Origin of the sequence: Pseudomonas sp. MWU16-30316, from assembly GCF_020515645.1 — a bacterium.
Lineage (GTDB): Bacteria > Pseudomonadota > Gammaproteobacteria > Pseudomonadales > Pseudomonadaceae > Aquipseudomonas > Aquipseudomonas cerasi.
Genome location: NZ_JAIZAZ010000001.1, coordinates 1,005,521 through 1,031,016, shown reverse-complemented (window position 1 = coordinate 1,031,016; position 25,496 = coordinate 1,005,521). Strand labels below are relative to the sequence as shown.

At 60.5% G+C, this 25,496-nt stretch carries 22 protein-coding genes; 7 read left to right on the top strand and 15 right to left on the bottom strand.

Annotated elements, in window-relative coordinates; translation table 11 throughout:
• Nucleotides 1–67 precede the first annotated feature (67 nt).
• The 6 genes from cmk to mtnA form a co-directional block, all read right to left on the bottom strand.
• Nucleotides 68–757, bottom strand: a complete 690-nt coding sequence (gene cmk / locus LCH65_RS04750) for a (d)CMP kinase (protein ID WP_002554563.1) — start codon at nt 755–757, stop codon at nt 68–70.
• Entirely contained in the window at nt 754–2,358 is a 1,605-nt protein-coding gene (locus LCH65_RS04745; RefSeq protein ID WP_054080852.1) for a prephenate dehydrogenase/arogenate dehydrogenase family protein, read from the bottom strand. The genes cmk and LCH65_RS04745 overlap by 4 nt, the downstream gene beginning before the upstream one ends.
• A 57-nt stretch (nt 2,359–2,415) precedes the next feature.
• On the bottom strand, nt 2,416–3,510 hold the full coding sequence (gene pheA, locus LCH65_RS04740) for a prephenate dehydratase (protein ID WP_003369723.1): 1,095 nt from the start codon (nt 3,508–3,510) through the stop codon (nt 2,416–2,418).
• A complete protein-coding gene (serC, locus tag LCH65_RS04735) occupies nt 3,510–4,595 on the bottom strand; it encodes a 3-phosphoserine/phosphohydroxythreonine transaminase (protein ID WP_003369720.1) in 1,086 nt (361 codons plus the stop codon). The genes pheA and serC overlap by 1 nt, the downstream gene beginning before the upstream one ends.
• A 204-nt stretch (nt 4,596–4,799) precedes the next feature.
• On the bottom strand, nt 4,800–7,586 hold the full coding sequence (gyrA, locus tag LCH65_RS04730; protein WP_058417419.1) for a DNA gyrase subunit A: 2,787 nt from the start codon (nt 7,584–7,586) through the stop codon (nt 4,800–4,802).
• A gap of 304 nt (nt 7,587–7,890) precedes the next feature.
• Nucleotides 7,891–8,967 (bottom strand): S-methyl-5-thioribose-1-phosphate isomerase, encoded by a 1,077-nt coding sequence (gene mtnA, locus LCH65_RS04725; protein ID WP_003434400.1) that lies wholly within the window; start codon nt 8,965–8,967, stop codon nt 7,891–7,893.
• A gap of 120 nt (nt 8,968–9,087) precedes the next feature.
• Between mtnA and LCH65_RS04720 the strand changes: the two genes are divergently transcribed.
• From LCH65_RS04720 to LCH65_RS04700, 5 genes are all read left to right on the top strand, one after another.
• Complete coding sequence (locus LCH65_RS04720) at nt 9,088–10,419, top strand: TRZ/ATZ family hydrolase (protein WP_003434399.1); 1,332 nt, start codon at nt 9,088–9,090, stop codon at nt 10,417–10,419.
• Between the two features lie 85 nt (nt 10,420–10,504).
• Entirely contained in the window at nt 10,505–11,203 is a 699-nt protein-coding gene (gene ubiG / locus LCH65_RS04715) for a bifunctional 2-polyprenyl-6-hydroxyphenol methylase/3-demethylubiquinol 3-O-methyltransferase UbiG (RefSeq protein ID WP_003434397.1), read from the top strand.
• 3 nt (nt 11,204–11,206) lie between these two features.
• The gene (gene mupP, locus LCH65_RS04710; RefSeq protein WP_003434396.1) at nt 11,207–11,878 is read left to right on the top strand and encodes an N-acetylmuramic acid 6-phosphate phosphatase MupP; all 672 of its coding nucleotides are present in this window, start codon (nt 11,207–11,209) and stop codon (nt 11,876–11,878) included.
• A 12-nt stretch (nt 11,879–11,890) separates the two neighbouring features.
• Nucleotides 11,891–12,631 (top strand): YciK family oxidoreductase, encoded by a 741-nt coding sequence (locus LCH65_RS04705; RefSeq protein ID WP_226439196.1) that lies wholly within the window; start codon nt 11,891–11,893, stop codon nt 12,629–12,631.
• A 207-nt stretch (nt 12,632–12,838) separates the two neighbouring features.
• Nucleotides 12,839–13,765, top strand: a complete 927-nt coding sequence (locus LCH65_RS04700) for a GGDEF domain-containing protein (RefSeq protein WP_003369702.1) — start codon at nt 12,839–12,841, stop codon at nt 13,763–13,765.
• Nucleotides 13,766–13,791: 26 nt separating this feature from the next.
• Here LCH65_RS04700 and LCH65_RS04695 read toward each other — a convergent pair whose 3' ends face one another.
• The 7 genes from LCH65_RS04695 to LCH65_RS04665 all read right to left on the bottom strand — a co-directional run bounded on the left by LCH65_RS04695 (nt 13,792) and on the right by LCH65_RS04665 (nt 21,609).
• Nucleotides 13,792–14,574, bottom strand: coding sequence for an iron-containing redox enzyme family protein (locus tag LCH65_RS04695; RefSeq protein WP_003369700.1), 783 nt, complete (start codon nt 14,572–14,574; stop codon nt 13,792–13,794).
• Between the two features lie 30 nt (nt 14,575–14,604).
• Entirely contained in the window at nt 14,605–17,067 is a 2,463-nt protein-coding gene (locus tag LCH65_RS04690; RefSeq protein WP_003369698.1) for an EAL domain-containing protein, read from the bottom strand.
• 123 nt (nt 17,068–17,190) lie between these two features.
• Complete coding sequence (locus tag LCH65_RS04685; RefSeq protein ID WP_003369696.1) at nt 17,191–19,017, bottom strand: ABC transporter ATP-binding protein; 1,827 nt, start codon at nt 19,015–19,017, stop codon at nt 17,191–17,193.
• Nucleotides 19,010–19,642, bottom strand: a complete 633-nt coding sequence (locus LCH65_RS04680) for a DsbA family protein (RefSeq protein WP_003434392.1) — start codon at nt 19,640–19,642, stop codon at nt 19,010–19,012. The genes LCH65_RS04685 and LCH65_RS04680 overlap by 8 nt, the downstream gene beginning before the upstream one ends.
• Before the next feature lie 3 nt (nt 19,643–19,645).
• Nucleotides 19,646–20,584, bottom strand: coding sequence for a rhodanese-related sulfurtransferase (locus LCH65_RS04675; protein ID WP_003434391.1), 939 nt, complete (start codon nt 20,582–20,584; stop codon nt 19,646–19,648).
• A 188-nt stretch (nt 20,585–20,772) separates the two neighbouring features.
• A complete protein-coding gene (locus tag LCH65_RS04670) occupies nt 20,773–21,066 on the bottom strand; it encodes a BolA family protein (RefSeq protein ID WP_003369688.1) in 294 nt (97 codons plus the stop codon).
• Nucleotides 21,067–21,081: 15 nt separating this feature from the next.
• Nucleotides 21,082–21,609 carry a DUF2059 domain-containing protein gene (locus LCH65_RS04665; protein WP_003314637.1) on the bottom strand — a complete coding sequence of 176 codons (528 nt, stop codon included), beginning with the start codon at nt 21,607–21,609 and terminating at the stop codon, nt 21,082–21,084.
• 169 nt (nt 21,610–21,778) lie between these two features.
• Between LCH65_RS04665 and LCH65_RS04660 the strand changes: the two genes are divergently transcribed.
• On the top strand, nt 21,779–23,173 hold the full coding sequence (locus LCH65_RS04660; RefSeq protein ID WP_003434389.1) for a class II fumarate hydratase: 1,395 nt from the start codon (nt 21,779–21,781) through the stop codon (nt 23,171–23,173).
• On the top strand, nt 23,166–23,780 hold the full coding sequence (locus tag LCH65_RS04655) for an NAD(P)H-dependent oxidoreductase (protein ID WP_003369682.1): 615 nt from the start codon (nt 23,166–23,168) through the stop codon (nt 23,778–23,780). The genes LCH65_RS04660 and LCH65_RS04655 overlap by 8 nt, the downstream gene beginning before the upstream one ends.
• Nucleotides 23,781–23,800: 20 nt before the next feature.
• Here the strand turns inward: LCH65_RS04655 and LCH65_RS04650 are convergent, their stop codons facing one another.
• Nucleotides 23,801–24,760, bottom strand: coding sequence for a DMT family transporter (locus LCH65_RS04650; protein WP_003434388.1), 960 nt, complete (start codon nt 24,758–24,760; stop codon nt 23,801–23,803).
• A gap of 100 nt (nt 24,761–24,860) precedes the next feature.
• Complete coding sequence (locus LCH65_RS04645; RefSeq protein WP_003369680.1) at nt 24,861–25,460, bottom strand: DTW domain-containing protein; 600 nt, start codon at nt 25,458–25,460, stop codon at nt 24,861–24,863.
• Nucleotides 25,461–25,496: the final 36 nt, after the last annotated feature.

Sequence of the window (25,496 nt, the reverse complement as noted above, 5' to 3'; positions counted from 1 at the left end):
AACGTGGGTTTCGTTCAAGTAAAAGAAAGCCTGCGGGACTATGACTGGTCTCCCACACGCTTCTTCGTCATCCGGCAATACCGCGAAGCGCGATTTCACTCAGAATGCGTTCCAGCACCTGTTCGATGGACAATTCAGTGGAATCCAGCTGTATGGCGTCATGCGCCGGCTTCAGCGGGGCTACCGCTCGCTGGGTGTCACGCTCGTCGCGTGCACATATCTCATCTAGCAGACTCGACAGACTAACATCATCGCCCTTGGCCTTCAACTGCAAGTAACGTCGACGCGCACGTTCCTCGGCACTGGCGGTAAGGAATATCTTCAGCGGTGCATCCGGGAAGACCACGGTGCCCATGTCGCGACCGTCCGCGACCAGACCCGGCTCTTCCTGAAACGCGCGCTGGCGCAACAGCAACGCATCGCGCACCGCCGGCAGCGAGGCCACCTGCGATGCGCCGCTGCCGACCTGCTCGTTGCGAATGGCGTGAGTGACGTCCTCGCCTTCAAGAATGATGCGCTGCCCCTGCCCTGCCGCAGTCGCCTCGAACTGAACATCCAGATGAGCGGCCAGGAGCTTGAGCGCTTCTTCATTGGTCAGGTCGACACCGTGATTGCGCGCCGCGAAAGCCAGCAGGCGATACAGCGCACCGGAGTCGAGCAGGCACCAACCGAGTTTCCTGGCCAGCAATCCGGCGACCGTGCCCTTTCCGGAACCGCTGGGTCCGTCGATGGTAATAACAGGAGCTTTGATTTTCACTTTTTGTCCTCTTGCGCTACACGCATGCCAACTTGAGCGCACAGCGCCAGAAAATGGGGAAACAATGCGGCGGCATCCGCGCACGCCTGAATACGGATGGGCGCCGAAGCCCTCAACGATGCAACGCGAAACGCCATGACGATACGCTGATCACCGCGAGCATCAACCTCGCCGCCACCCGGCACACCGCCTTCGATAATGATGCCATCCAGCACGGGCTCGGCCTCGATGCCGAGAGCCAGCAAACCGTCAGCCATCAGCCTGACGCACTCCGACTCATCGGCTTGCAGGGCCTGCGCGCCGCGCAGAATGGTACGCCCTTCTGCGCAGGCTGCGGCAACCAGAAGCACCGGAAATGCATTCAGTGCCAGCGGCACCAGCGCTTCGGGGATGTCAGCGCCTTTGAGCCGGGTCGAGCGAACGTGCAGGTCGGCGACCGTTTCACCCGCCAGTTTGCGGACGTTCTGCAGCACGATATCGCCGCCCATCAGGCGCAAAATATCGATCGCACCCTCGCACGATGAACTGACGGGAACGTCCTCCAGCAACAGGTCGCAGCCTTCACTGATCGACGTCGCGACCATGAACAGCACCGCAGACGTCACATCCACCGGCCCCTTGATGCGATGACTGACACCCTCCGCAGACCCGCCGTGAATGGCACGAGGCTCGCCGGGTGCGGTGTCGACACGGGCACGGCTGGCGAGGATTCTGCCGAAGTGCTCCCTCGCTGCGCGCGCACGGGTAAATACGTCCATCAACTGCGCGCCGTCGCCAGCATCCACAGCGTCGCGCAAGGCGTCGAGATCGGTGCGAAAGCTGTCCAGAGTGCGCAGTACGGCATCACGATTGGCCATGAAAATGTCATGCCACATGGTCGGATCGCTGCCTGCGATGCGCGTGAAGTCACGAAACCCGCCTGCTGCATACCTGAATATGTCCAGGTTTTCATTGCGCTTGGCCAGCGAATCGACCAGACCGAATGCCAGCAGGTGCGGCAGATGGCTGGTGGCAGCCAGCACCTCGTCGTGACGCTCGACCTGCATGTGCTCGACATCGGCCCCCAGGGCTGACCACAACTGGTCGACAATCGCCACCGCGTGAGGATCGGTTTCAGCCAGCGGCGTGAGAATGACCTTATGGCGACGAAACAGCGCCGCATTGGAGGCCTCGACGCCGCTCTGCTCGGAACCGGCAATCGGATGGCCGGGCACGAAGCGCGACGGCATGTGCCCGAACGCCTGACGCGCAGCCCTCACCACATTGCCTTTGGCGCTGCCGACATCGGTCAGAATGGCATGACCCAGATCGATCGGTGCCAGCAGGGCAAGCAGCTTTTCCATTGCCAGTATCGGCACCGCCAGCTGAATCACATCAGCGCCACGGCAAGCAGTGGCAAGGTCTGCCTCGCAACGGTCCACAACCCCCAGCTCGACCGCCAGGTGTCGCGAATGTGGATCAAGGTCGACGCCGACGACCTCGCGGCACAGGCCGCTTTCGCGCACACCCTTGGCAAAGGAACCGCCGATCAGCCCGAGCCCGACAACCACCAGACGACCGATCACCGGCCGTACCGACTGTTCTGCAATCACATCAACCACGCGAACACACCTGACAGCCTGCCAAGGTAAAAAACAAACGAATCATGGACCGCACCTTCAGAGAACCGCCTTCGGGTAGGAACCCAACACCTTCAAGGCCACGGCTTCGCTGCTGATTTGCTCCAGCACGGCCTTGACCAGCGGATCCTTGTGATGGCCGACGAAGTCGATGAAGAACACGTAGGTCCACTTGCCACTGCGCGAAGGACGGGTCTCGATACGCGTCAGGTCCAGGCCATTCTCGTGGAACGGCACCAGCAACTCGTGCAGCGCGCCCGGCTTGTTGCTCATCGACACAATGATCGAGGTCTTGTCATCGCCGGTCGGCGGGACTTCCTGATTGCCGATAATGAGAAAGCGTGTGGAGTTGTCCGGACGATCTTCGATCTTTTCCGCCAGACGGGTCAGGCCATACAGACCTGCCGCCATATCGCCAGCGATGGCCGCCGAGTTCCACTCGCCCTTGACCCGCTTGGCGGCTTCGGCGTTGCTGGCAACGGCGACGCGCTCGACATTCGGGTAATGGGCATCCAGCCATTTACGGCACTGGGCCAGTGACTGGGCATGGGAATAAATGCGCGTGATGCTTTCCGTCTTGGTGCTTTCGCCCACCAGCAGATGGTGGTGAATGCGCAGTTCGACTTCGCCGCAGATCACCATGTCGTGTTCGAGAAAGCTGTCGAGGGTGTGATTGACCGCGCCTTCGGTGGAGTTTTCCACCGGAACCACACCGAAATTCACGGCACCAGCGACCACTTCGCGGAACACTTCGTCAATTGCAGCCATCGGCAGACTGATGACAGCGTGACCGAAATGCTTCATCGCCGCGGCCTGGGTGAACGTCCCCTCAGGCCCGAGATAGGCGACCTTGAGCGGCTGCTCCAATGCGAGGCAGGAAGACATGATTTCGCGGAACAGACGCGCCATCTCTTCGTTGCTCAACGGACCACGATTGCGGTCCATGACTCGCCTCAGCACCGCAGCTTCGCGCTCCGGACGGTAGAACACAGGCACTTCGCCTTCCGCCAGCGAGGACATCTTGACCCTGGCCACTTCCTGGGCACAGCGGGCACGCTCGCTGATCAGTTCCAGAACCTTTTCATCGAGGCTGTCGATACGGACGCGAAGCGCCTTGAGTTCTTGCTCGGACATCAGCCGTGCTCCTTCTCGAAGTCTTTCATGTAGGCCACCAGCGCGTTGATGGCGTTGATATCGATCGCGTTGTAGATGGATGCACGCATGCCGCCTACCGAGCGATGGCCCTTGAGGTTGAGCAGGCCGTTTGCATCGGCACCGGCCAGGAACGGCTTGTCGAGACGATCGTCAGCCAGACGGAACGGTACGTTCATCCACGAACGATCAGGCTTGTTGATCGGGTTGCTGTACAGCTCGCTGGCGTCGATGAAGTCATACAGCGCGCGCTGTTTGATTTCGTTGCGCTTGCCGATCGCTTCGACACCGCCCTGCTCTTTCAGCCATTCGAAGACCAGCCCGGACAGGTACCAGGCCAGGGTCGGCGGCGTGTTGTACATCGAGCCATTGTCGGCAGCGACCTTGTAGTCGAGCATGGTCGGGCACAGCGAGCGCGCGCGGCCCAGCAGGTCTTCGCGAATGATCACCACCACGATGCCGCTGGGGCCGATGTTCTTCTGGGCGCCAGCGTAGATCATGCCGAAACGCGAGATGTCCACTGGACGCGAGAGGATGTCCGAAGACATGTCGGCAACCAGCGGAACGTCGCCGGTGTCCGGAATCCAGTTGAATTCCAGACCGCCAATGGTTTCGTTCGGCGCGTAGTGGACGTAAGCCGCGTCCTTGGACAGCTTCCACTCGTTCTGGCCGGGAATGGCAAAGTAATCGTAGGCCTTGGCGCTGGCCGCGACGTTGATTGCGCCGTAGCGTGACGCCTCGTCGATAGCCTTCTGCGACCAGATGCCGGTGTCGATGTAATCGGCCTTGCCGTTTTCAGGCAGCAGGTTCAGCGCAATCTGGGCGAACTGCTGGCTGGCACCGCCTTGCAGGAACAACACCTTGTAATTCGAAGGAATGGACAGCAGGTCACGCAGATCCTGCTCGGCCTTGGTGGCAATGGAGACGAACTCATCACTGCGGTGGCTCATTTCCATGACGGAAAGGCCTTTGCCGTGCCAGTCGAGGAGTTCCGCCTGGGCACGCAGCAGAACAGCTTCAGGAAGCGCAGCAGGACCTGCGCAGAAGTTAAAGGCTCGCTTGCTCATATCCACTCTCGTCAAATACGTTGGGTCTGTACGCGCTTGTTTCTGGTTGCTTGCCACGAGCAGACAGACGCCGCAGCGACTGGCAGCTCCTTGCGGGAATCTTGCTCCGGCCGCAGGGCTGGCCGAATACCGCAAGGGCTGGACTTGCCTGGAATGCAGATGCATGCACAGACGAGCCAGCCCTTACCTGATTTACGTTACCGCTTAGTTCTGTGGTTCGTCTTCGTCTGACGCAGCATCTGCCTGCAGGTCTTCACCGGCATCGTCCACTTCAGCTTCAGCGCCATCGACGATCACGCCATCGATAACTTCTTCGCCTTCAAGCTCTTCGCCTTCGACTTCCGACGGCTCCTGAACACGCTCCAGACCGACCAGCTTCTCGTCGCTGGCCAGCTTGATCAGGGTAACGCCCTGGGTGTTACGACCCAGACTGGAGACTTCGCCGACGCGGGTACGAACCAGTGTGCCCTGGTCGGAAATCAGCATGATTTCTTCGCCGTCGAGCACTTGAACCGCACCGACCAGACGGCCGTTACGCTCGTTGCTGACCATGGCGATGACGCCCTGACCACCACGCTTGTACTCGGGGAACTCGGAGATGGCCGTACGCTTGCCGTAGCCGCGCTCGGAAGCGGTCAGAATCTGGCTGCCCTCTTCCGGGATCAGCATCGAAATCAGCTTTTGCCCTTCTGGCAGACGCATGCCACGAACACCGCGAGCGGTACGGCCCATGGCGCGCACGTCGGATTCCTTGAAGCGGGTCACCTTGCCACCGTCGGAGAACAGCATGATTTCCTGCTCGCCATCGGTAATGGCCGCAGAGATCAGGATGTCGCCCTCGTCCAGCTCAAGGGCGATGAGGCCCGAGCTGCGCTGACGGCTGAATGCAACCAGTGGGGTCTTCTTGACAGTACCGTTGGCGGTGGACATGAAGATGAACGGAGCCTTCTTCTTGTCGGCAGCCTTGATACGAGCCTTGCGCTCCTCTTCGGTCTCGCTGCTGTTTTCCGCGTCGTCCAGCTCGCCTTCCAGGGCCTCGCCTTCTTCATCGGCACGCTTGCGCATGGCTTCGAGATCGACCGGCAGCATGGTGGTGATGTATTCGCCGTCGCTCAACGGCAACAGGTTGACCAGCGGACGACCACGGGCAGCGCGCGACGCTTCCGGAATCTCGTAGGTCTTGAGCCAGTAGACCTTGCCCTTGCTGGAGAACATCAGCAGCGTGGTGTGGCTGTTGGCGACCAGCAGGTGAGCGATGTAGTCCTCATCCTTGATGCCGGTGGCCGACTTGCCCTTGCCGCCACGACGCTGAGCCTGATAGACCGCCAGTGGCTGAGTCTTGGCATAACCGCCGTGGGAAATGGTGACCACGCGCTCTTCTTCGGTGATCAGGTCACCCAGCGTCAGGTCCAGACGCGCATCGAGAATTTCGGTGCGACGGGCATCGCCGTATTCGGAGCGGATCAGTTCCAGCTCTTCGCGGATCACTTCCATCAGGCGCGTCGCGCTGTTGAGGATGCGGATCAGCTCGCCGATCTGATTGAGGATTTCCTGGTACTCGCCCAGCAGCTTCTCGTGTTCCAGACCGGTCAGGCGGTGCAGACGCAGTTCCAGAATGGCCTGAGCCTGTTCCGGCGACAGGAAGTACTTGCCTTCACGCAGACCGTATTGCGGATCGAGGTTCTCGGGGCGGCACGAATCGGCACCGGCACGCTCGACCATCTCGACCACTGCGCTCGACTCCCAAGGCGTCTTGATCAGCGCTTCCTTGGCTTCGGCAGGTGTCGGTGATGCCTTGATGAGGGCGATGACCGGGTCGATGTTGGACAGCGCAACCGCCTGACCTTCAAGGATGTGGCCACGTTCGCGCGCCTTGCGCAGTTCGAACACGGTACGACGGGTCACCACTTCGCGGCGGTGACGAACAAAGGCTTCCAGCAGGTCCTTGAGGTTCAGGATGCGCGGGCGACCGTCGATCAGGGCAACGATGTTGATGCCGAAAACGCTTTGCAGCTGGGTCTGGGCATACAGGTTGTTGAGGATAACCTCAGGCACTTCGCCACGACGCAGCTCGATGACCACGCGCATACCGTCCTTGTCGGACTCGTCGCGCAGTTCGGTGATGCCTTCGAGTTTCTTTTCCTTGACCAGCTCGGCGATCTTCTCGATCAGACGCGCCTTGTTCAGCTGGTAAGGCAGCTCGGTGATGACGATCTGCTGGCGACCGCCAACCTTGTCGATGTCTTCGACGATGGAGCGGGCACGCATGTAAATGCGTCCGCGGCCTGTGCGATAGGCCTCGATGATGCCAGCGCGACCGTTGATGATCGCCGCCGTCGGGAAATCCGGGCCGGGGATGTATTGCATCAACTCGTCGACCGTCAACTCGGGGTTGTCGATCAGCGCCAGGCAGCCGTCGATGACTTCACCGAGGTTGTGCGGCGGAATGTTGGTCGCCATGCCCACGGCGATACCGCTGGAACCGTTGACCAGCAGGTTGGGAATACGGGTCGGCATGACCGCCGGGATCATCTCGGTGCCGTCGTAGTTCGGCACCCAGTCCACGGTTTCCTTGTGCAGGTCGGCCAGCAGCTCGTGCGCCAGCTTGGTCATGCGCACTTCGGTGTATCGCATGGCGGCGGCGTTGTCGCCGTCGACCGAACCGAAGTTGCCCTGACCGTCTACCAGCAGGTAGCGCAGCGAGAATGGCTGAGCCATACGAACGATGGTGTCGTACACCGCCGTGTCGCCGTGCGGGTGATACTTACCGATCACGTCACCAACCACACGGGCGGATTTCTTGTACGGCTTGTTCCAGTCGTTACCCAGCTCGCTCATTGCGAACAACACGCGCCGGTGCACGGGCTTCAAGCCATCGCGTGCATCGGGCAGTGCGCGACCGACGATTACGCTCATTGCGTAGTCGAGGTAGGACTGCTTCAGCTCGTCTTCGATATTGACCGGGAGGATTTCTTTGGCCAGTTCGCCCATGAGAAGCCTGATTCCTTTTTCTGGTGAAACCTCGCAAACCCATTCGGGGTATACGAAGCTCGCCGCTGCCAGCATGTGCAGGGCAGCGACTTACGACAAATCAACGAGTTATGCCATGAATCTACGCAGCATGGGCGACCACAATCAGTGTCCCCGATAACCGCCGGATATTACCACAATCGCCGAGGCGCTCACATCCTTTGCAGGCGCTGAAAGCGAGCCGCACACGCATAACACGCCTGAGAAAGGCTTACAGGCCCGTCCAGCCGCATTGCACAGCGGCGACGGGGTGGGCCTGCCGGCCTCAGTGAAGGTGTTTGCGGCTCATCAATTGAGCCATGCGCGCGGTATCGGGACGCTCGACAATACCCTTTTCGGTCACGATGGCGTCGATCAGGTCTGCCGGCGTCACATCGAATACCGGATTGAAAGCCTCGACCTCGGCGCCGACCCGCTGGCCGCCCACTTCGAGCAATTCGCGGCCGTCGCGCTCTTCAATGATGATGTCGTCGCCACTGGCCATTTCCATGTCGATGGTCGAACTCGGCGCGACCACCATGAAGCGCACCCCGTGATGCATGGCGGCAACGGCGAGCTGATAGGTGCCGATCTTGTTCGCCACGTCGCCGTTGGCCGTGATGCGGTCGGCGCCGACGATGACCCAGGTGATGCCCTTGGTGCGCATCAGGTGCGCGGCGGCGGAATCTGCGTTCAGCGTCACCGGGATGCCCTCGTTGGCCAGCTCCCATGCGGTAAGCCGCGAGCCCTGCAGCCAGGGCCGGGTTTCGTCGGCGTAGACCCGTTCGATCATGCCTTCCAGATGCGCCGCACGAATCACGCCCAGCGCCGTGCCGAAGCCGCCCGTGGCCAGCGCCCCGGTATTGCAGTGGGTGAGCACCGTCTGCAGATTGCCCTGGTGCTTGCGGATCAGGTCGGCGCCCAGCTGCGCCATGGTCAGATTGGCCTCGCGGTCGCTCAGGTGAATCGCCACGGCTTCGGCCTCGAGGGCCGCCAGCGGGTCATCGCCGTCCTTCACGCGCATCAGACGATCACGCATCCGGTTCAGCGCCCAGAACAGGTTCACTGCAGTCGGGCGCGAATCGGCCAGCAACTGCATGTCCTCTTCCAGCGCCGGATACCAGTCTCCACCTTGCGCAATACGCGCACGTGCGCCCAGCACCGCACCATAGGCGGCACTGATGCCGATAGCCGGAGCCCCGCGCACGACCATCGTGCGAATCGCTTCGGCGACTCCCTCGGCGGTGGTATAGCGGTGCCAGACTTCCTCGAACGGCAGTACCCGCTGGTCCAGCAGGTACAGAGCGTCGTCCCGCCAATCGATGGCCTTAACCTTCTCCGCAGCCAACAGTCGATCGCGCATCGCCAACTCCATCTTGAACATCCGAAACCCAGCATCAAAAGCCGCTGATTATAGCGAGCCGCCTGCGAAGACGCTCGGGTATACTTCGTCATCAACGTAATAAACGATGGAAACCTTCTCATGCCGAACGCTACAGCACCGCTCGACCTTTTGCTCCTGCCCGCCTGGCTGGTGCCGGTCGAGCCCGCAGGCGTCGTGCTCAAGGACCACGGCATCGGCATCCGCGATGGCTGTATCGTCTATATCGGTCCACGCGCCGAGGCGCTGCGGCAAAACGCCGTGCAGGTGCAGGAACTGCCCGGCATGCTGCTCAGCCCCGGCCTGATCAACGCCCACGGCCATGCGGCGATGACGCTGTTTCGCGGGCTGGCCGACGACCTGCCACTGATGACCTGGCTGCAGGACCACATCTGGCCCGCCGAAGGCAAGTGGGTCGATGAAGACTTCGTGCGTGACGGTACAGACCTGGCCATCGCCGAGCAGCTCAAGGGCGGCATCACCTGTTTCTCCGACATGTATTTCTACCCCAAGGTGGCCGCCGAACGTGTCCACGCCAGCGGCATGCGCGCGCAGATCACCGTCCCGGTACTGGATTTTCCGATTCCAGGTGCCCACACTACGGCTGAAGCCCTGCACAACGGCATCGAACTGTTCAACGACCTCGCTCATCATCCACGCATCAAGATCGCCTTTGGCCCGCATGCGCCCTACACCGTGGGCGACGAAAACCTGGAGAAGGTCCGGGTGATCGCCGACGAGCTGGACGCCATGATCCAGATGCACGTCCACGAGACCGCATTTGAAGTCGAGCAGGCTGTCGAACAGCGCCAGGAACGCCCCCTCGCCCGCCTCAACCGGCTGGGTATGCTCGGGCCGCGCTTCCAGGCCGTGCACATGACGCAGATCAGCGACGACGATCTGGCCCTGCTGGTGGAAAGCAATACCAACGTCATTCATTGCCCCGAATCCAATCTCAAGCTGGCCAGCGGTTTCTGCCCGGTCGAACGATTGTGGCAGGCCGGTGTGAACGTTGCGGTAGGCACCGACGGTGCCGCCAGCAACAATGACCTGGACCTGCTCGGCGAAACCCGCACCGCCGCCTTGCTGGCCAAGGCTGTTGCCGGCTCGGCCACGGCGCTGGACGCACACCGCGCGCTGCGCATGGCGACGCTGAACGGCGCTCGCGCCCTGGGTATTCAGGCCGAGACCGGCTCGCTGGAGATCGGCAAGGCGGCGGACATGGTCGCGTTCGACCTGTCGGGTCTGGCCCAGCAACCGATCTACGACCCGGTATCGCAGCTTATATATGCCACTGGCCGCGATTGCGTGAGCCATGTCTGGGTGGCCGGCAAGCAATTGCTCGACGCTCGCCGGCTGACTCGCATGGATGAACCCGCACTGCGCGACACCGCGATTGCGTGGGGCCAGCGTATTTCCGGTAAAGCCGAATAATTCGATTCGAACCGAACACATGCCAGTCAGGCTTATCTATAAGCCTGACCGATGAAAAAGAATTTTGAGTTCAAGAGGGACACCCATGAGCAACGTCGACCGCGCAGAAATCGCTAAATTCGAGGCCCTGGCCCATCGCTGGTGGGACCGCGAAAGCGAATTCAAGCCGCTGCATGACATCAACCCGCTGCGCGTCAACTGGATCGACGAGCGTGTCGGCCTGGCAGGCAAGAAGGTGCTCGACGTCGGCTGCGGCGGCGGCATTCTCAGCGAGGCGATGGCCCTGCGCGGCGCAACGGTGACCGGCATCGACATGGGCGAAGCGCCGCTGGCCGTCGCACAACTGCATCAGCTCGAATCGGGTGTCAGCGTCGAGTATCGGCAGATCACCGCCGAGGACATGGCCGAAGAAATGCCCGAGCAGTACGATGTGGTGACCTGCCTGGAAATGCTCGAGCACGTGCCGGACCCCTCCTCGGTGATCCGCGCCTGCTACCGCATGGTCAAGCCAGGCGGCCAGGTGTTCTTCTCGACCATCAACCGCAACCCGAAAGCGTACCTGTTCGCCGTGGTCGGCGCCGAATACGTCCTCAATCTGCTGCCGCGCGGCACCCACGACTTCAAGAAATTCATCCGCCCTTCCGAGTTGGGCGCCTGGAGCCGTGACGCCGGTCTGCAAGTCAAGGACGTTATTGGCCTGACCTACAATCCGCTGACCAAGCATTACAAGCTGACCTCCGACGTCGGCGTCAACTACATGATCCAGACCCTGCGGGAGGCATGACAGATGCGCCTGAGAGCGGTTTTATTCGACATGGACGGCACCCTGCTCGACACCGCACCGGACTTCATCGCCATTGCCCAGGCAATGCTTGCCGACCGCAACCTGCCTGCGGTACCGGACAAACTGATCCGTGACGAAGTTTCCGGCGGTGCCAGAGCCATGGTGGCGGCCACCTTTGCAATGCCCCCTGAAGATCCACAATTCGAGGCATTGCGCCTGGAGTTTCTGGAGCGCTATCAGCGTGACTGCGCCGTTCACAGCAAACTGTTCGACGGCATGGACGAACTGCTGACCGACATCGAGAAGGCGGGTCTGATCTGGGGCGTGGTCACCAACAAGCCGGTGCGATTCGCCCAGCCCATCATGGAGCGGCTCGGTCTGGCGGAACGCTCGGCGCTGCTGATCTGCCCTGACCATGTCACGCACAGCAAGCCACACCCGGAGCCGATGATTCTGGCCTGCCGGATGCTTGACCTCGACCCGGCCAGCGTTCTGTTCGTAGGCGACGACCTGCGCGACATCGAGTCCGGACGCGACGCCGGCACAAAAACCGCCGCCGTGCGCTACGGCTATATTCACCCCGACGACAACCCCGATCATTGGGGTGCCGACGTGGTGGTCGATCATCCGCTGGAATTGCGCAAAGTGCTGGATAACGCACTGTGCAGCTGCTGAACGAGGCTTTACATGTTTGATTACTCCGCGCACCCGGAACTCCTCGAGGGCCGGGTCATTCTGGTCACTGGCGCCGCTCGCGGCATCGGTGCCGCAGCCGCCAAAACCTACGCAGCGCATGGCGCCACTGTCCTGCTGCTGGGCAGGACCGAGGCCAGCCTGGCTCAGGTCCATGACGAGATAAAGGCAGCAGGTCACCTGCAGCCACTGGTCATACCCTTCGATCTGGAAAGCGCCGACCCAGCGCAGTATCACGACTTGGCGACCATGATCGAGCGCACGGTCGGCCATCTGGACGGACTGCTGCACAACGCCTCGATCATCGGACCGCGCACTTCAGTGGAACACCTGCCAGGCGAAGACTTCATGCAGGTCATGCACGTCAACGTCAATGCTACCTTCATGCTCACCCAGGCACTGCTGCCCCTGCTGCAGCGTTCGACGGATGCATCGATAGCCTTCACCTCCAGCAGCGTGGGCCGCAAGGGACGCGCACAGTGGGGAGCTTACGGGGTGTCGAAGTTTGCCACCGAAGGCTTGATGCAAACCCTCGCTGACGAGCTGGAAGGCGTCAGTACGGTCCGCGCCAACAGCATCAACCCCGGCGCAACCCGCACCGGCATGCGCGCACAGGCCTACCCGGATGAAAATCCGCAGAATAATCCGACGCCAGAAGCTATCATGCCGGTGTATCTGTACGTGATGGGACCGGACAGCAAAGGCATCAACGGACAGGCGTTGAATGCCCAGTGAAGGGAGAAGGCCGTTGTGACGGAAAACCGTCAAAAAGGCTGTTTCGAGCGGCTTTCCAAGTCAAGGAATTGCCGATCCGGCGCCACTGTCAGAGAGATGGCGTCAGCTAAACCACTGATTTTAATAAGTCTGGCCAAAAATGAACCGAATGGCACCACGTCCCCTCTAACCCAGCCAAGCCAGCAATATGTGCTGAGGAGCGAAGAGATGAATTTTCCTACCCAGACCCATGCAATCGACTTCGATACGGCTGAACTGCAACGCCTCGGTTTTAGAAATCGACCTGACGCAGTACTTCCACCCCCGTCACTGCCCGAGCTGGTCTATCAGCTTGGGCGACAACTGCAGACCAGTCTGGAAGCCGAGCGGATACTGACCCTGTTTTTTCAGGGCGTACAACGCTTCCTGCCATTGAGCGGCTTGATGTATCGGCATATCGAGAGCGACTTGCATCTGCGTCTGGGCGAGATGTCATCCGACAGCGCCAGTTTTCATCTGCGTCATGAAGGCAAGTGCATCGGCGAACTGGAGTTTCAGGGCGCCAGGCCATTCGACACCCGACAACTGAGCGACCTTGAGTCGCTGCTGGTCTGCCTGGTGTACCCGCTGCTGAATGCGCTGCTTTACCGCATTGCCACACAGACTGCCCTGCGTGACCCACTGACCAGCACCGGCAACCGCATCGCCATGGATCAGGGCCTGGCCCGTGAAATCGAGATTTCACGTCGCCACAAACAGCCCCTGTCCTTGCTGATGCTGGATATCGACCACTTCAAGAAAGTGAATGATGAGTACGGTCATCACACCGGCGACGATGTGCTAAAGACCGTCGCGCAGAGCCTGAAGGCGCAACTGCGCAATATTGATCGGGTATTCCGCTATGGCGGTGAAGAGTTCGTGGTGATTCTGTCCAACACTGGCGCAGAGTCCGCTGAACTGATTGGTCAGCGGCTGTGCCAGGCCGTGCGAAACCTCGAGTTTCGCGAGCTCAGCCCGGCCTTGACCATGACCGTCAGCCTGGGTTGCTCGACACTGCTGCCGACTGAAACAGCCGACAGCCTGCTGCGCCGTGCCGATAATGCCCTGTACGTCGCCAAACGCGAAGGCCGCAATCGTATCGCCATGGCCAGCTAGCACTCTTCCTGCCTTCTCGCCCGCCCCTACGCTTCCAGCGCGGCAACACGTCCTCGCGGCTTGACCCTGTCCAGCTGCATGCAACGCTCAAGAAACAGGTACATGTAGTCGTAGCTTTTGGTAACGGCCTGACGCAGCTCGGCCTGCAATTGCACACTCGGCTTGTTACCCACCAACGTACAAATGATCTCGAGCGCCTCCCAAGGGTGCGCATCGTCATACTGTGCATGCATCTTGAGCCACTTCATGGCTTTCTTGCGGGTCTCTTCAGGAAACGCTTCGGCGTATACACCGCTGGAGCAGACCACGGCCGACCATTCGCCGGTCGCCCCTTCAATGGCATAGTTGGTAGCCGCCATCGCCACGGCCAGCGAATCCGACGAGCTGGTCTGCCAGCACCAATGGCTCAGCGCATGCAACTCGGGCGCTACCCGCTGATCATGCAAGTCCTCAAGCGTCACGCCATGGGCCGCACACCAGTTGACCCAGTAGTCGGCGTGATTGAGTTCGACGCGGATATTGCGCATCAGCCAGCGGCGCGCCATGTCTTCACCAGGGTGACGACCGAAGCGGGTCTTGGTGAGGTTCTTGGCCATGTACACCGCGAATTGCTCGACCACTGGCCAGCCGCCGATCAGGTAGTGGCGCATGATCTGCGGACTCAACTTCGCGTCACGCATCTGCTGGTACAACTCGTGCTCGACCACGCGTGCCTTTGCAGCGCTGCAATCCTTGATCAACTGCTGCGCCCAGGCCGGATAACTGCTGGCTTCCATGAGCGGACCGGTTCTATCGAAAGCGTCGATCACTGGGTATCTCCTTATGAGGGTTTCAACTGATTAACGTAGCGTTCCTGGCGCGCCGAACATCAGGGGGTCAGGCCGTACGGGCTGAATATAAAGACTCTCGCAAGTGAACAATTCAGGGCGGGAAATCAGATAGCCCTGTGCAAAATCCACGCCCATTTCCTGCAATGCAGATTCGATCTGCGGCGTTTCAACGTACTCTGCAATGGTGCGTTTGCCCATGACATGGCCGATGTTATTGATCACCTCGACCATCGCCTTGTTGATCGGGTTATCGAGCATGTCCTTTACAAAACTGCCATCAATCTTCAGGAAATCCACCGGCAGGTGCTTGAGATAGGCAAAAGACGACATACCCGAGCAGAAATCATCAAGGGAAAACTGACACCCCAATCCCTTCAACTCGTTGATGAATCTGATCGCACTTTGCAGGTCGGCAATCGCACTGGTCTCGGTGATCTCGAAGCAGATCATCCCGGGCGACACGGCAAACGTGCTGAATTGCTGTTTCAAATATTCGAGGAACGTATCATCACCGATACTCGATCCAGACAAATTTATAGCACATAGTGCCTGCGGTACCTGATGCCGATCATCACTCTGGCACTGGGCTATGACTTTGAACACATTGTGTACCACCCAGCGATCCAGCGTGGTCATGAGTCCGTAGCGCTCGGCGGCCGGAATGAAATTGTCCGGTACGACCATTCGCCCAGACTCATCGCGCAGACGCAGGAGGATTTCAATGTGCCTCACCTCGCCCACTTCGCCCTTTATCGACGCGATTTCCTGCGCGTAAAGACAAAAGCGATTCTCGTCCATTGCCATGTGCAGCCGCTGTATCCAAGCCATTTCGCCGAAACGCATCGACAGCGTGAGATCATCCACACTGTAGGCCTGAACCCGATTGCGCCCCCTTTCCTTGGCCATATAACAGGCCATGTCAGCGGCAGACAATGACCCCTCCAGAGAAGCAGGCGTGTCGCCGAGGTGCACCAGGCCAATACTGACGGTAGTCATGAATGGCCGACCTTTCCACATGAAATGCAGATGCTGCACCACCTCGCGCAACGCCTCGGCAATATCCAGCGCTGTTTCGGCGGGACAATCGACCAGCAAAACACCGAACTCGTCACCTCCCAGCCGGGCCAGCGTATCCCCGTCACGCAAGCCCTGCGGCAAGGCCCGGCACAGCTGACGCAGCAGTTCATCACCCGCCGCATGGCCACCGGTATCATTGACCAGCTTGAACTGATCCAGATCGAGAAACATCAGGCAGTGGCTGCGGCCCTGACCGCAGTCTTCGTCGAGCACTCGCTGCAAGCGGCGTTCGAATTCACTGCGGTTGACCAGGCCCGTCAGCGGATCATGGGCAGCCTGCCACGACAGATCGGCGATGTACTGCTGCTCCTGGGTCATGTCATGCAACACCAGCACCGCGCCACTGATCACGCCTTCGGTGTAGATCGGCGTGCCGACCAGCGCGACCGGCACCGTGCTGCCGTCAAGCCGCTGGATCAGCTTGCTGTTGGCGCTGCCGCCCTTGAGCTTGCCGGTGATGATCTGCTCGACCAGCGTTGACTGGTCCTTCTGATCGTTTTCATCCAGCAGATTGAACAGCGCAGCCAGCGGAAGCCCGCTGGCCTGAGTGCTTTTCCAGTGGGTGAGGCCCTCGGCGGCAGGGTTCATGTAGACGATGGCGCCGGCCACATCGATAGTGATCACGCCGTCGCCGATGGACTCCAGCGTGATCTGCGCGCGCTCCTTTTCGAGTTGCAGGGCATCGGCAAACACACGTCGCTGGACGATCAGACGACGCACACGCAGCAGCGCCAGAAGAATCAATACCACAGCGGTGACCAGGTTGACCGCTATCAACAGGTTGAGAATCAGCCTGGAGCCTTCGCCCAGCGCATCACTGAACGCTCGCGCAGCAGGCGTTACGCCTTCATTGATGACATTGATCTGCTCGCGCCATTGATCGACTTCGGCGGCGCTCACAGCGCCCTGCCCGACCCGCTCATGGATGCGCCGGGCCAGTTCGTCGAGCTGCATGAGGTAGCCGTCACCCACTTCCCAGAAATGAATGACCTGCTTCATGAAACTGAAGTTGTGGAAATTCAGGTACATCCAGATGATGCCGTTTACGTCATCCGGGTGATTGCCGCCCTGAATGATTCCACTTCTGGCCTCGGCCAGGGACGGATTGGGCTGATCGAGCGCCTTGCGCAGCGCATGGCCGCCCTGGGGGACGGAAAAGGCTTTTTGATACTTGAGGTAGTCACGCTCATCATGCCGGTTGGCGTACAGGCTCAAGTAGTGGATGGCGTCCTTCTGCCCCTTGGACCAGAGACTCTCCCCCGCCACATAGCTGCGCACGGCAGACATGGTGTAGAGACTGACGCATCCCAGCAACGCCTGAAACAGCGCGACGGCAATGAAAGGCCATACGATGCCCAACAGACGGGGCTTGGAGAAGATCCATGGTTGCTTCATGGGTTTCACGTCACCACATGCCTGAATAAACGTCTAGCGCAGAGACTAGGCTAAATTCGCCCATGATGGCAGGTGATTCTCCCGCAATCGAGCCAACCTGTGCGCTGATAGAGGCTTCGCGCATCAGATTTGTTGCAAATGTCCGTACAGTTTGGCGTACAGACCTCCATCGGCAATCAACTGCTGATGGTCACCATCTTCCACAATACGCCCGCCATCGAACACCAGTACCCGGTCGGCCTGCTTCACGGCCGAGAGGCGGTGGGCAATGATCAGCGTCGTGCGACTGCGCAGAAAACGTGCGAGCGCCTGATGCAGGTTGTATTCGGTGGCAGCGTCCAGCGCCGAGGTGGCCTCATCGAGGATCACTACTTTGGGGTCGGACAGCACCATGCGCGCGATAGCCATGCGCTGGCGCTGGCCACCCGACATTCTGACCCCGGAGCGTCCGACCACGCTGTCCAGACCTTGTGGCAGATCGCGGATCGCAGAATCGAGTTGCGCAACTTCCAGCGCACGCCAGCAGGCTTCATCGCTGCAGTCGCGGCCCATGGTCAGGTTGGCGCGCACGGTGTCATTGAACAGCGCCGGATGCTGCAGTACCACGGCGACGTTCTCGCGCACGGTTTCCAGGCCGATATCCTGCTGGCTGACACCGCCAAAACGGATCACCCCGGTGCGCGCTGTATAGAGCCCCAGCAGCAACTGCACCAACGTGCTCTTGCCGCCACCACTGGCACCGACAATGGCGACCTTTTCTCCCGGCGCGATGTTCAGGTTCAACTGGTCCAGGACCAGGTCTTCGCCATAACCGAAAGTCAGGCCACGCACTTCGACCCCGACGGTTTCCTTACCCTCGAACGGATCAGTACCGCCGGCATATTGCGGCTCGTCGGCGCGCGCCAGTAACTCATTGACGCGTGTCAGGGCAGCGCCTGCCGCATAGTAGGCGTATTGCAGGTTCAGCAATTGCTCGACTGGCGTCATCATGAACCACAGGTAGCTGAACACCGCGAGCATCTGCCCGATGGACAGGTCCGAGAACAGCACGGTAAGCATTGCTGCGGCGCGGAAGATATCGATACCGAACTGGAACAGCAGCCCGCTGGCACGGCCCGAGGCGTCGCTTTTCCATTGTGAATTGATCGCGTAATCACGCACTTCCTGCGCACGTACGCCCAGGCGTCCCAGAAAGAAGCCTTGTCTGTTACCCGCCCGAACTTCCTGAATCGCATCCAGCGTCTCGCTCAGTGCCTGGGTGAACCGCGACGTACTGTCGTTCTCCAGCTTCTTGAGGTGCTTGACACGCTTGCCCAGTTTCACCGTGAGCAGGATGACCAGCGGGTTGAACAGCATGATCAGCAGCGCCAGCTTCCAGTGCATCCACATCAGAATGCCTGCAGTGCCTGCCAGCGTCAGCGTGGCCACCAGAAGACGACTGAGGGTTTCACCGACGAACTTGTCCAGCGTATCCAGATCGGTGACCAGGTGTGTGGTCACCGTGCCACTGCCCAGGCTTTCGTATTCACGCAGGGAAATACGCTTGAGCCGTTCGATCAGCCGCAGCCGGATACGATAGACGATGTCCTTGGCCAGCCCGGCGAACAGCCGCGCCTGCAGCACGTTGAACACCAGCGCCCCGACCCGCAGCACCAGTGTCAACGACAGCATCAGACCAATGTAGCCCGCCGCCTTTTGCCAGTTGCCAGGCAGCAAGTGATCCATGACCTTGAGCGCAGCATCGCCACGGCCCAGCAACACCTCGTCGACCAGCAACGGCAGCAGCAACGGGATAGGCACGCTGCACAGCGTGGCCAGCACTGCGACACCATTGGCCAGCCACAGGGCTTTTTTATGCCGCAGGGCGAGACGACGGATCTCGGCCCAGCTCAGCGCATCGCTGCGCGTGGTGTGCGACTGTCGGGCAGCCTCAGGCACTTCATCATGCACTGGCTGCACGCTCCAGCCATCGACCCAGCAAGGGCGAAAGGCTGCTCAGTGGCTGATAACCGTTGGTCAGCAGCGCCAACTGACCGTTGCGCTCGGCCAGCAGGGTGGGGAAGCCGGCGATGCCCAGATCCTGTGCCCAGGCGAAATCGGCGGCGGTGGCCGCCTGCCGCTGCGGACTTTCGAACTCATCGGCAAATGCCTGACGCGACAGCCCCGTCTGCTCGGCGAGTTCGGCCAGCACTGACGGACGCGTCACGTCCCGGGCCTCGCTGTAGAACGCACGCTGAATGAGCCCGACCAGTGCCCAGGCGCGGTCAGGGTCCAGCTGCCTTGCTGCAGTGACGGCCAGACAAGCGGGTGTGGTGTCATAGACAAACCCTTCCGGCAGCGCACCTTCACGAAGAAACGGCTGGCCGGTGGCCTCTTCGACCGCCTGCCAGTGCTCAAGAATGTAACGACGCTTGGCCGGCTCCAGCGCAGCACCTTCGGAGCGCAGACCGCCCATGACCAGATGCAGCGGCACACCCGCCGCCCGAGCCTGTTGCACCAACGCGTCGGCAACCGGGGCGAAACCCCAGCACCAGGAGCACATCGGGTCCATGACATAGATCAGGCGGGCAGACATGGCTCAGGCCTCGGAGGGTAAACGATAGTTGCGACCGATCGGATGAGGCTGGTTACGTGCCTTGGCCAGTTCGATCTGCTTTTGCCGGTCGATGGCGCTACGTCGCGTCTTCTCGCTCAGCGAATCCCAGCAATGCGGGCAACTGACGCCAGGCGAGTAATGCTCGCTGGCGCGGTCCTCGGCACTGATGGGCGTGCGACACGCGTGGCACTGATCATAATCGCCTTCGGTCAGGTCATGACGCACCGTGACCCGATTGTCGAACACGAAACACTCGCCGCGCCACTGACTTTCCTGCTCGGGGACCTCTTCCAGGTACTTGAGAATGCCGCCCTTGAGGTGATAGACCTCTTCGAAGCCCTCGCCAAGCATGTAACTCGAGGCTTTTTCGCAACGGATGCCGCCGGTACAGAACATAGCGACCTTCTTGTGTACTGCCGGGTCGAAATGCGCCTTGATGTATTCCGGGAACTCTCGAAACGACGTGGTCTTCGGATCGATGGCGCCCTCAAAGGTGCCGATCGAGACTTCGTAATCGTTGCGAGTATCGATCAGCAGCACTTCGGGATCGCTGATCAGGTCGTTCCAGTCCTTGGGCTCGACGTAAGTACCGACGCTCTTGTTCGGGTCGACGCCTTCGACACCAAGGGTCACGATCTCTTTCTTGAGTTTGACCTTGGTGCGATAGAACGGCTGCTCGTCGCAGTAGGATTCCTTGTGATCGATGTCGATCAGACGCGGGTCGTTCTTCAACCACGCCATCAAACCATCGATGCCTTCGCGGCTGCCGGACACGGTGCCGTTGATGCCCTCGTCGGCGATCAACAACGTGCCCTTGATGCCATTGTCGACCATCGCCTGCAACAGCGGCTCGCGCAGCTGCACGTAATCGCTGAGGGTGACGAACTTGTACAGCGCGGCCACGACGATCGGCTGAGTCATCGGCTCTTGAGTCATGTATCTCTCCAGTGGCGACCCTCGCAAAGGGCCTACCGGGTAAAAAATTGCGGACCAAAAAAACGCACCGGCCAGGCGGCGCGGTGCGGATTCTAGCAAAAACCGGAGTACAGCAGACAGCTCGGCGGGGCAATCGCCCCCGGCAAGGGGGTCGGATCAGTAAAAAGCCCTGATCAGTGCCCGCCGGCGCAGGTCGGCGAAGCAGGCGCTGCACCGACCTTCGACCATTCTTCAGGCGTGTAAGTGTGCAACGCCAGCGCATGAAACTCGCCCATGAGCGGGCCCAGCGTGGCGTAGACCTTCTGATGCCGCTTGACCGAGTTCAAGCCCTGAAACTGATCACTGACCAGAACAGCCTTGTAATGGGTCTGCTGGCCACGACTGTGCATATGACTCTCGTCGAGCACTTGCAGATGATGCGGTTGCAGCAGCGCAAGCGCCGACTCGATTCGTTGTTGCATGGTCATGATGGAAATCGCCTGTCAGGGCTTTTTGGCCGGAGCCGGAGCAGCTGCCTTGGCAGGTTCCAGTTCGGCAGTCATGTCAGCCAGCAGCTTGTTGACGACCGGAACAGCGCTTTCCAGCTTGCTCTGGGTCAGCTGGGCCGACTGCTGAGCCAGCTCAGGCATCTTGGTCATCACTTTCTTGCCCAGTGGCGACTGGTAGAACGCAACCAGATCCTTCAGCTCGCTTTCGGTGAAGTTGGCGGTGTACAGCTTGACCATCTCGGGCTTGAGCTTGTTCCAGCCAATGGCTTGGTCCAGAGCGGTGTTGGCCTTGGCCTGATAGGTTTCAAGCAGGGCTTTTTTCGATGCAGGTGCCTTGGTTTCAGCAAAACGCTGAGCGAACATCTGCTGAACCTGAGCGTAGACCGGAGCGCCCAGGCGATCGGCGTTGGCAAGCTTCAGGAACGTTTCGGCGCTCGCGTTGTGACTGGCGGTGTCGGCGAAGACCTGGCCGCTGGCACAGACCAGGGCTACCGCGGTACAAATGGCACGAAGACGGGTCATCGAGTTTCCTTATCTAGCAAACGAGGCATTACCCCAGGGCCGACCATTCTGCGCTTATCTGGGCTTTTGGCTCAACCCCCGGTTCACCCAGCGGTTAAAAAGCACTGCGCGGGAACCCTGTGGGCATATGGACACCTAACCCTGCAACGCACTTAAAGGAGTAAGACCAGTGAGCCGCACCGAAACCGATAGCATTGGCCCGATCGAAGTCCCCGAAGATGCCTACTGGGGCGCGCAGACCCAACGCTCACTGATCAATTTTGCGATTGGCGACCAGCGAATGCCGTTGCCCGTCCTGCACGCGCTGACCCTGATCAAGAAAGCTGCTGCACGTGTCAATGATCGAAATGGCGACTTGCCTGCCGACATCGCCCGCCTGATCGAACAGGCCGCCGATGAAGTGCTCGATGGTCAGCATGACGCGCAATTTCCGCTGGTGGTCTGGCAGACCGGCAGTGGCACGCAGAGCAACATGAACGTCAACGAGGTGATTGCAGGCCGCGCCAACGAACTGGCTGGTCAGGGTCGTGGCGGCAAGTCGCCGGTCCACCCCAACGATCATGTCAATCGCTCGCAAAGCTCCAATGACTGCTTCCCGACGGCCATGCACATCGCCACTGCTCAGGCGGTCAAGGCGCAGCTGCTGCCCGCCATCGCCGAATTGTCCAGCGGGCTGGCCGAACAGGCCGCGCGGCACATGAAGCTGGTCAAGACCGGGCGCACGCACATGATGGACGCAACGCCGATCACCTTCGGTCAGGAGCTGTCCGGGTTTGTCGCGCAACTCGATTACGCGGAAAAAGCCATTCGCGCCGCCCTGCCCGCCGTTTACGAGCTAGCTCAGGGCGGGACAGCAGTCGGCACCGGACTCAATGCGCCCAAGGGCTTTGCCGAGGCCATTGCTGCAGAACTCGCCGCCCTCTCCGGTCTGCCGTTCGTCACGGCGCCCAACAAGTTCGCCGCGCTGGCCGGTCATGAGCCGCTCGCAGCGCTGTCCGGCGCACTGAAGACGCTGGCCGGTACGTTGATGAAGATTGCCAACGACCTGCGCCTGCTGGGCTCAGGCCCGCGTGCAGGGCTGGCAGAAGTCAGACTGCCCGCCAACGAGCCCGGCAGTTCGATCATGCCCGGCAAGGTCAACCCGACCCAGTGCGAGGCTTTGTCGATGCTGGCCTGCCAGGTCATGGGCAACGACGTGACCATCGGTTTCGCCGCCAGTCAGGGTCACCTGCAACTCAACGTGTACAAACCGGTGATCATTCATAACATTCTGCAGTCGATTCGCCTGCTGGCCGATGGCTGCAGCAATTTCAACGAGCACTGCATCGCGGGCATGGAGCCGGATGGCGAAAAAATGGCTGAACACCTGGAGCGCGGCCTGATGCTGGTCACCGCACTCAATCCGCATATCGGCTATGACAAGTCGGCGCAGATTGCCAAGAAAGCCTACACCGAGGGGCTGACCCTGCGCGAAGCGGCATTGGCCCTCGGCTACCTGACCGATGAAGAGTTCGACGCTTGGGTGCGGCCGGACAAAATGCTCGAGGCAGGCAGTAATGGCTGATGCCAGAAGCGGCGCAACGCCTCTGGAGGGCAATGGCAAACGAATCCTGATGGTCTACGGCACGCCGAAGGCCATCAGTTTCTGCCACGCGCTGGGTGACGCGTATGCGCAGACGGCACGGGGCGAAGGGCATGTAGTGCGGGTTATCAAGCTCGGCGAACTGGACTTCGATCCGATTCTGCACAACGGCTACGATCAGACTCAGACACTTGAGCCCGACCTGCTCGAAGCCCAGCGCCAGATCCACTGGGCCGAGCATCTGGTCTTCGTCTATCCGGTCTGGTGGGGCGGTTTGCCGGCATTACTGACGGGCTTTTTCGACCGGGTGCTGACACCCGGTTTTGCGTTCAAGGTGCATGGTCGCAAGCATTCATCCAATGAGCTGCTCCGAGGCCGGACGGCGGAGCTGATGGTCGCCATGGACACGCCGCCACGCTACTTTCACTGGATATACGGCGCGCCGGCTCACCGGCAGATGGTGCGGACCATACTCGGCTTTTGCGGGATAAAGACCAAACGTCTGACCGAGTTTGCCCCGGTACACAGCGCCAGCGAACAGCAGCGTCAGGAGTGGATTATTCAGGCGCAGGGGCTGGGCAGACGCTGATCTGCCCCACCACCCGCACGTCAGGCCTGCGCCAGCCGCGCCTTGCGTGCCCTTAGCCCGGCGACCAGCGAGGGGCCAAGCGCCGTCAGCGCCGACCCTGCCACCACCAGCAGCGCACCGCCATAACCCAGCATGTTCAACTCTTCAGCCTGCACGTAGTCCGGCCACAGCCAGGCGGCAACCGCCACGGCGGTCAGCGTGACCAAGGGCGTCAGCGCGAGCGTCGCACTGACCCGCGAGGCCTCCCAGTGCGCCAGCGCTTCAGCGAAGGCACCGTAAGCCACCAGCGTATTCAGACAGCAGGCCAGCAGCAGCCAGCCCTGCAACGGGCTTAACAACAACGCCTCGGCAGGGTGCGCCCACGGCGTGAGCAACAGGGCGCAAAACAGGTAGATCACCATCATCACCTGCAGCGAATTCCATACCGTCAGAAGCTGCTTCTGACTCAACCCGTAGAACGTCCAGATGGTCGAGGCCAGGAGCACCACCAGTACGCCCAGGGTGTAATCGCCCAACGAGGTGAAAAGCTCCACCAGCCGCTGATTGAAAAAGAACCCGAAGCCCACCAGCAGCACCGCCAGACCGATGCCCTGCCCCAGACTGAAACGCTCCTTGAACAGAAAGATGCTGCTGATCAACAGAAAAATCGGACCGACCTGAACCAGCAATTGCGTGGTACCCGGGCTCAGCAACCGCAAGCCAATGAGATAGAGCACATAGTTGCCGACCAGACCGAACACGGCCAGCCCGACCAGCACCCTGCCCTTGCGTCCCAGCACCTTGAAACTGGGCAGGCGTTTGACCGACGCCAGCCAGATGAACAACAGCGCCCCGGACACAGCCAGACGGAACCAGGTCACGGTCACCGGATCCATCACCTGCAGCACCTGCTTGAGCTTGATCGGCAAAATCCCCCACAGCAGCGCGGTCAACAGTGACAGACAGAGGCCATAGACCCAGCGACCAGACGAGATGTGCATTGCAACTTCCGCATGAGACAGAACAGAACCCCCATTCTAGGCGCTGATCGGCAAAGCAACAGTTACAGCTGGGTGCAGTTAACGGCGCAAATTGTGTTCCTTACCGCTGGCCGCCGTGATTGCGCTGGTAGGTCTCACTGCCCATGGCCTGAATCTGACCTTCGATCAACGCATCGAACGGCTTGAGCAACGCCTCGAACGAGGTGGGTGCTTCCAGCATCTGCAAGGTATGCACGATGGCCTCAAGTGTCGACAAGGCCTCAGGGCCGGGCGCCTTGCGCAAGCGATAACGCGAAACAGGCACGTCGCCCGGCGTCACCCTTGGCAGCTCGGCGAGCAAGGGGTTGAGGTGCAGCAGTTTGCGCGCCTTGCGCCACGTGCCATCCGGCACGACCAGCAGCATGGGCAGTGAATCCTGCGCATAAGGCGTCAGCGCCTGCGCAGCCTCACCCGGAAACAGCAATCGAGGCTGATAGCCGGGCGGATTCAGAATCTGCTGCAGATCGTCGAACACTTCGCCCACCAACAACTGCGCATTGACCAGACCGAGCGCGGCCAGTCGGGCGGTGTTCAAGGCATGGCCGACTTCATCGGGATGCTGCAGGATCAACACTCGCGTGCGGCTGTCCAGCTGCGGAATCAGGGCGCACAGACAATGCGTGGCAGGACGCAGACAACGCTCACAACGGGCGCGGGACATGGATCAGTACTCGGTCAATCTCACAAGGTTAAAGGT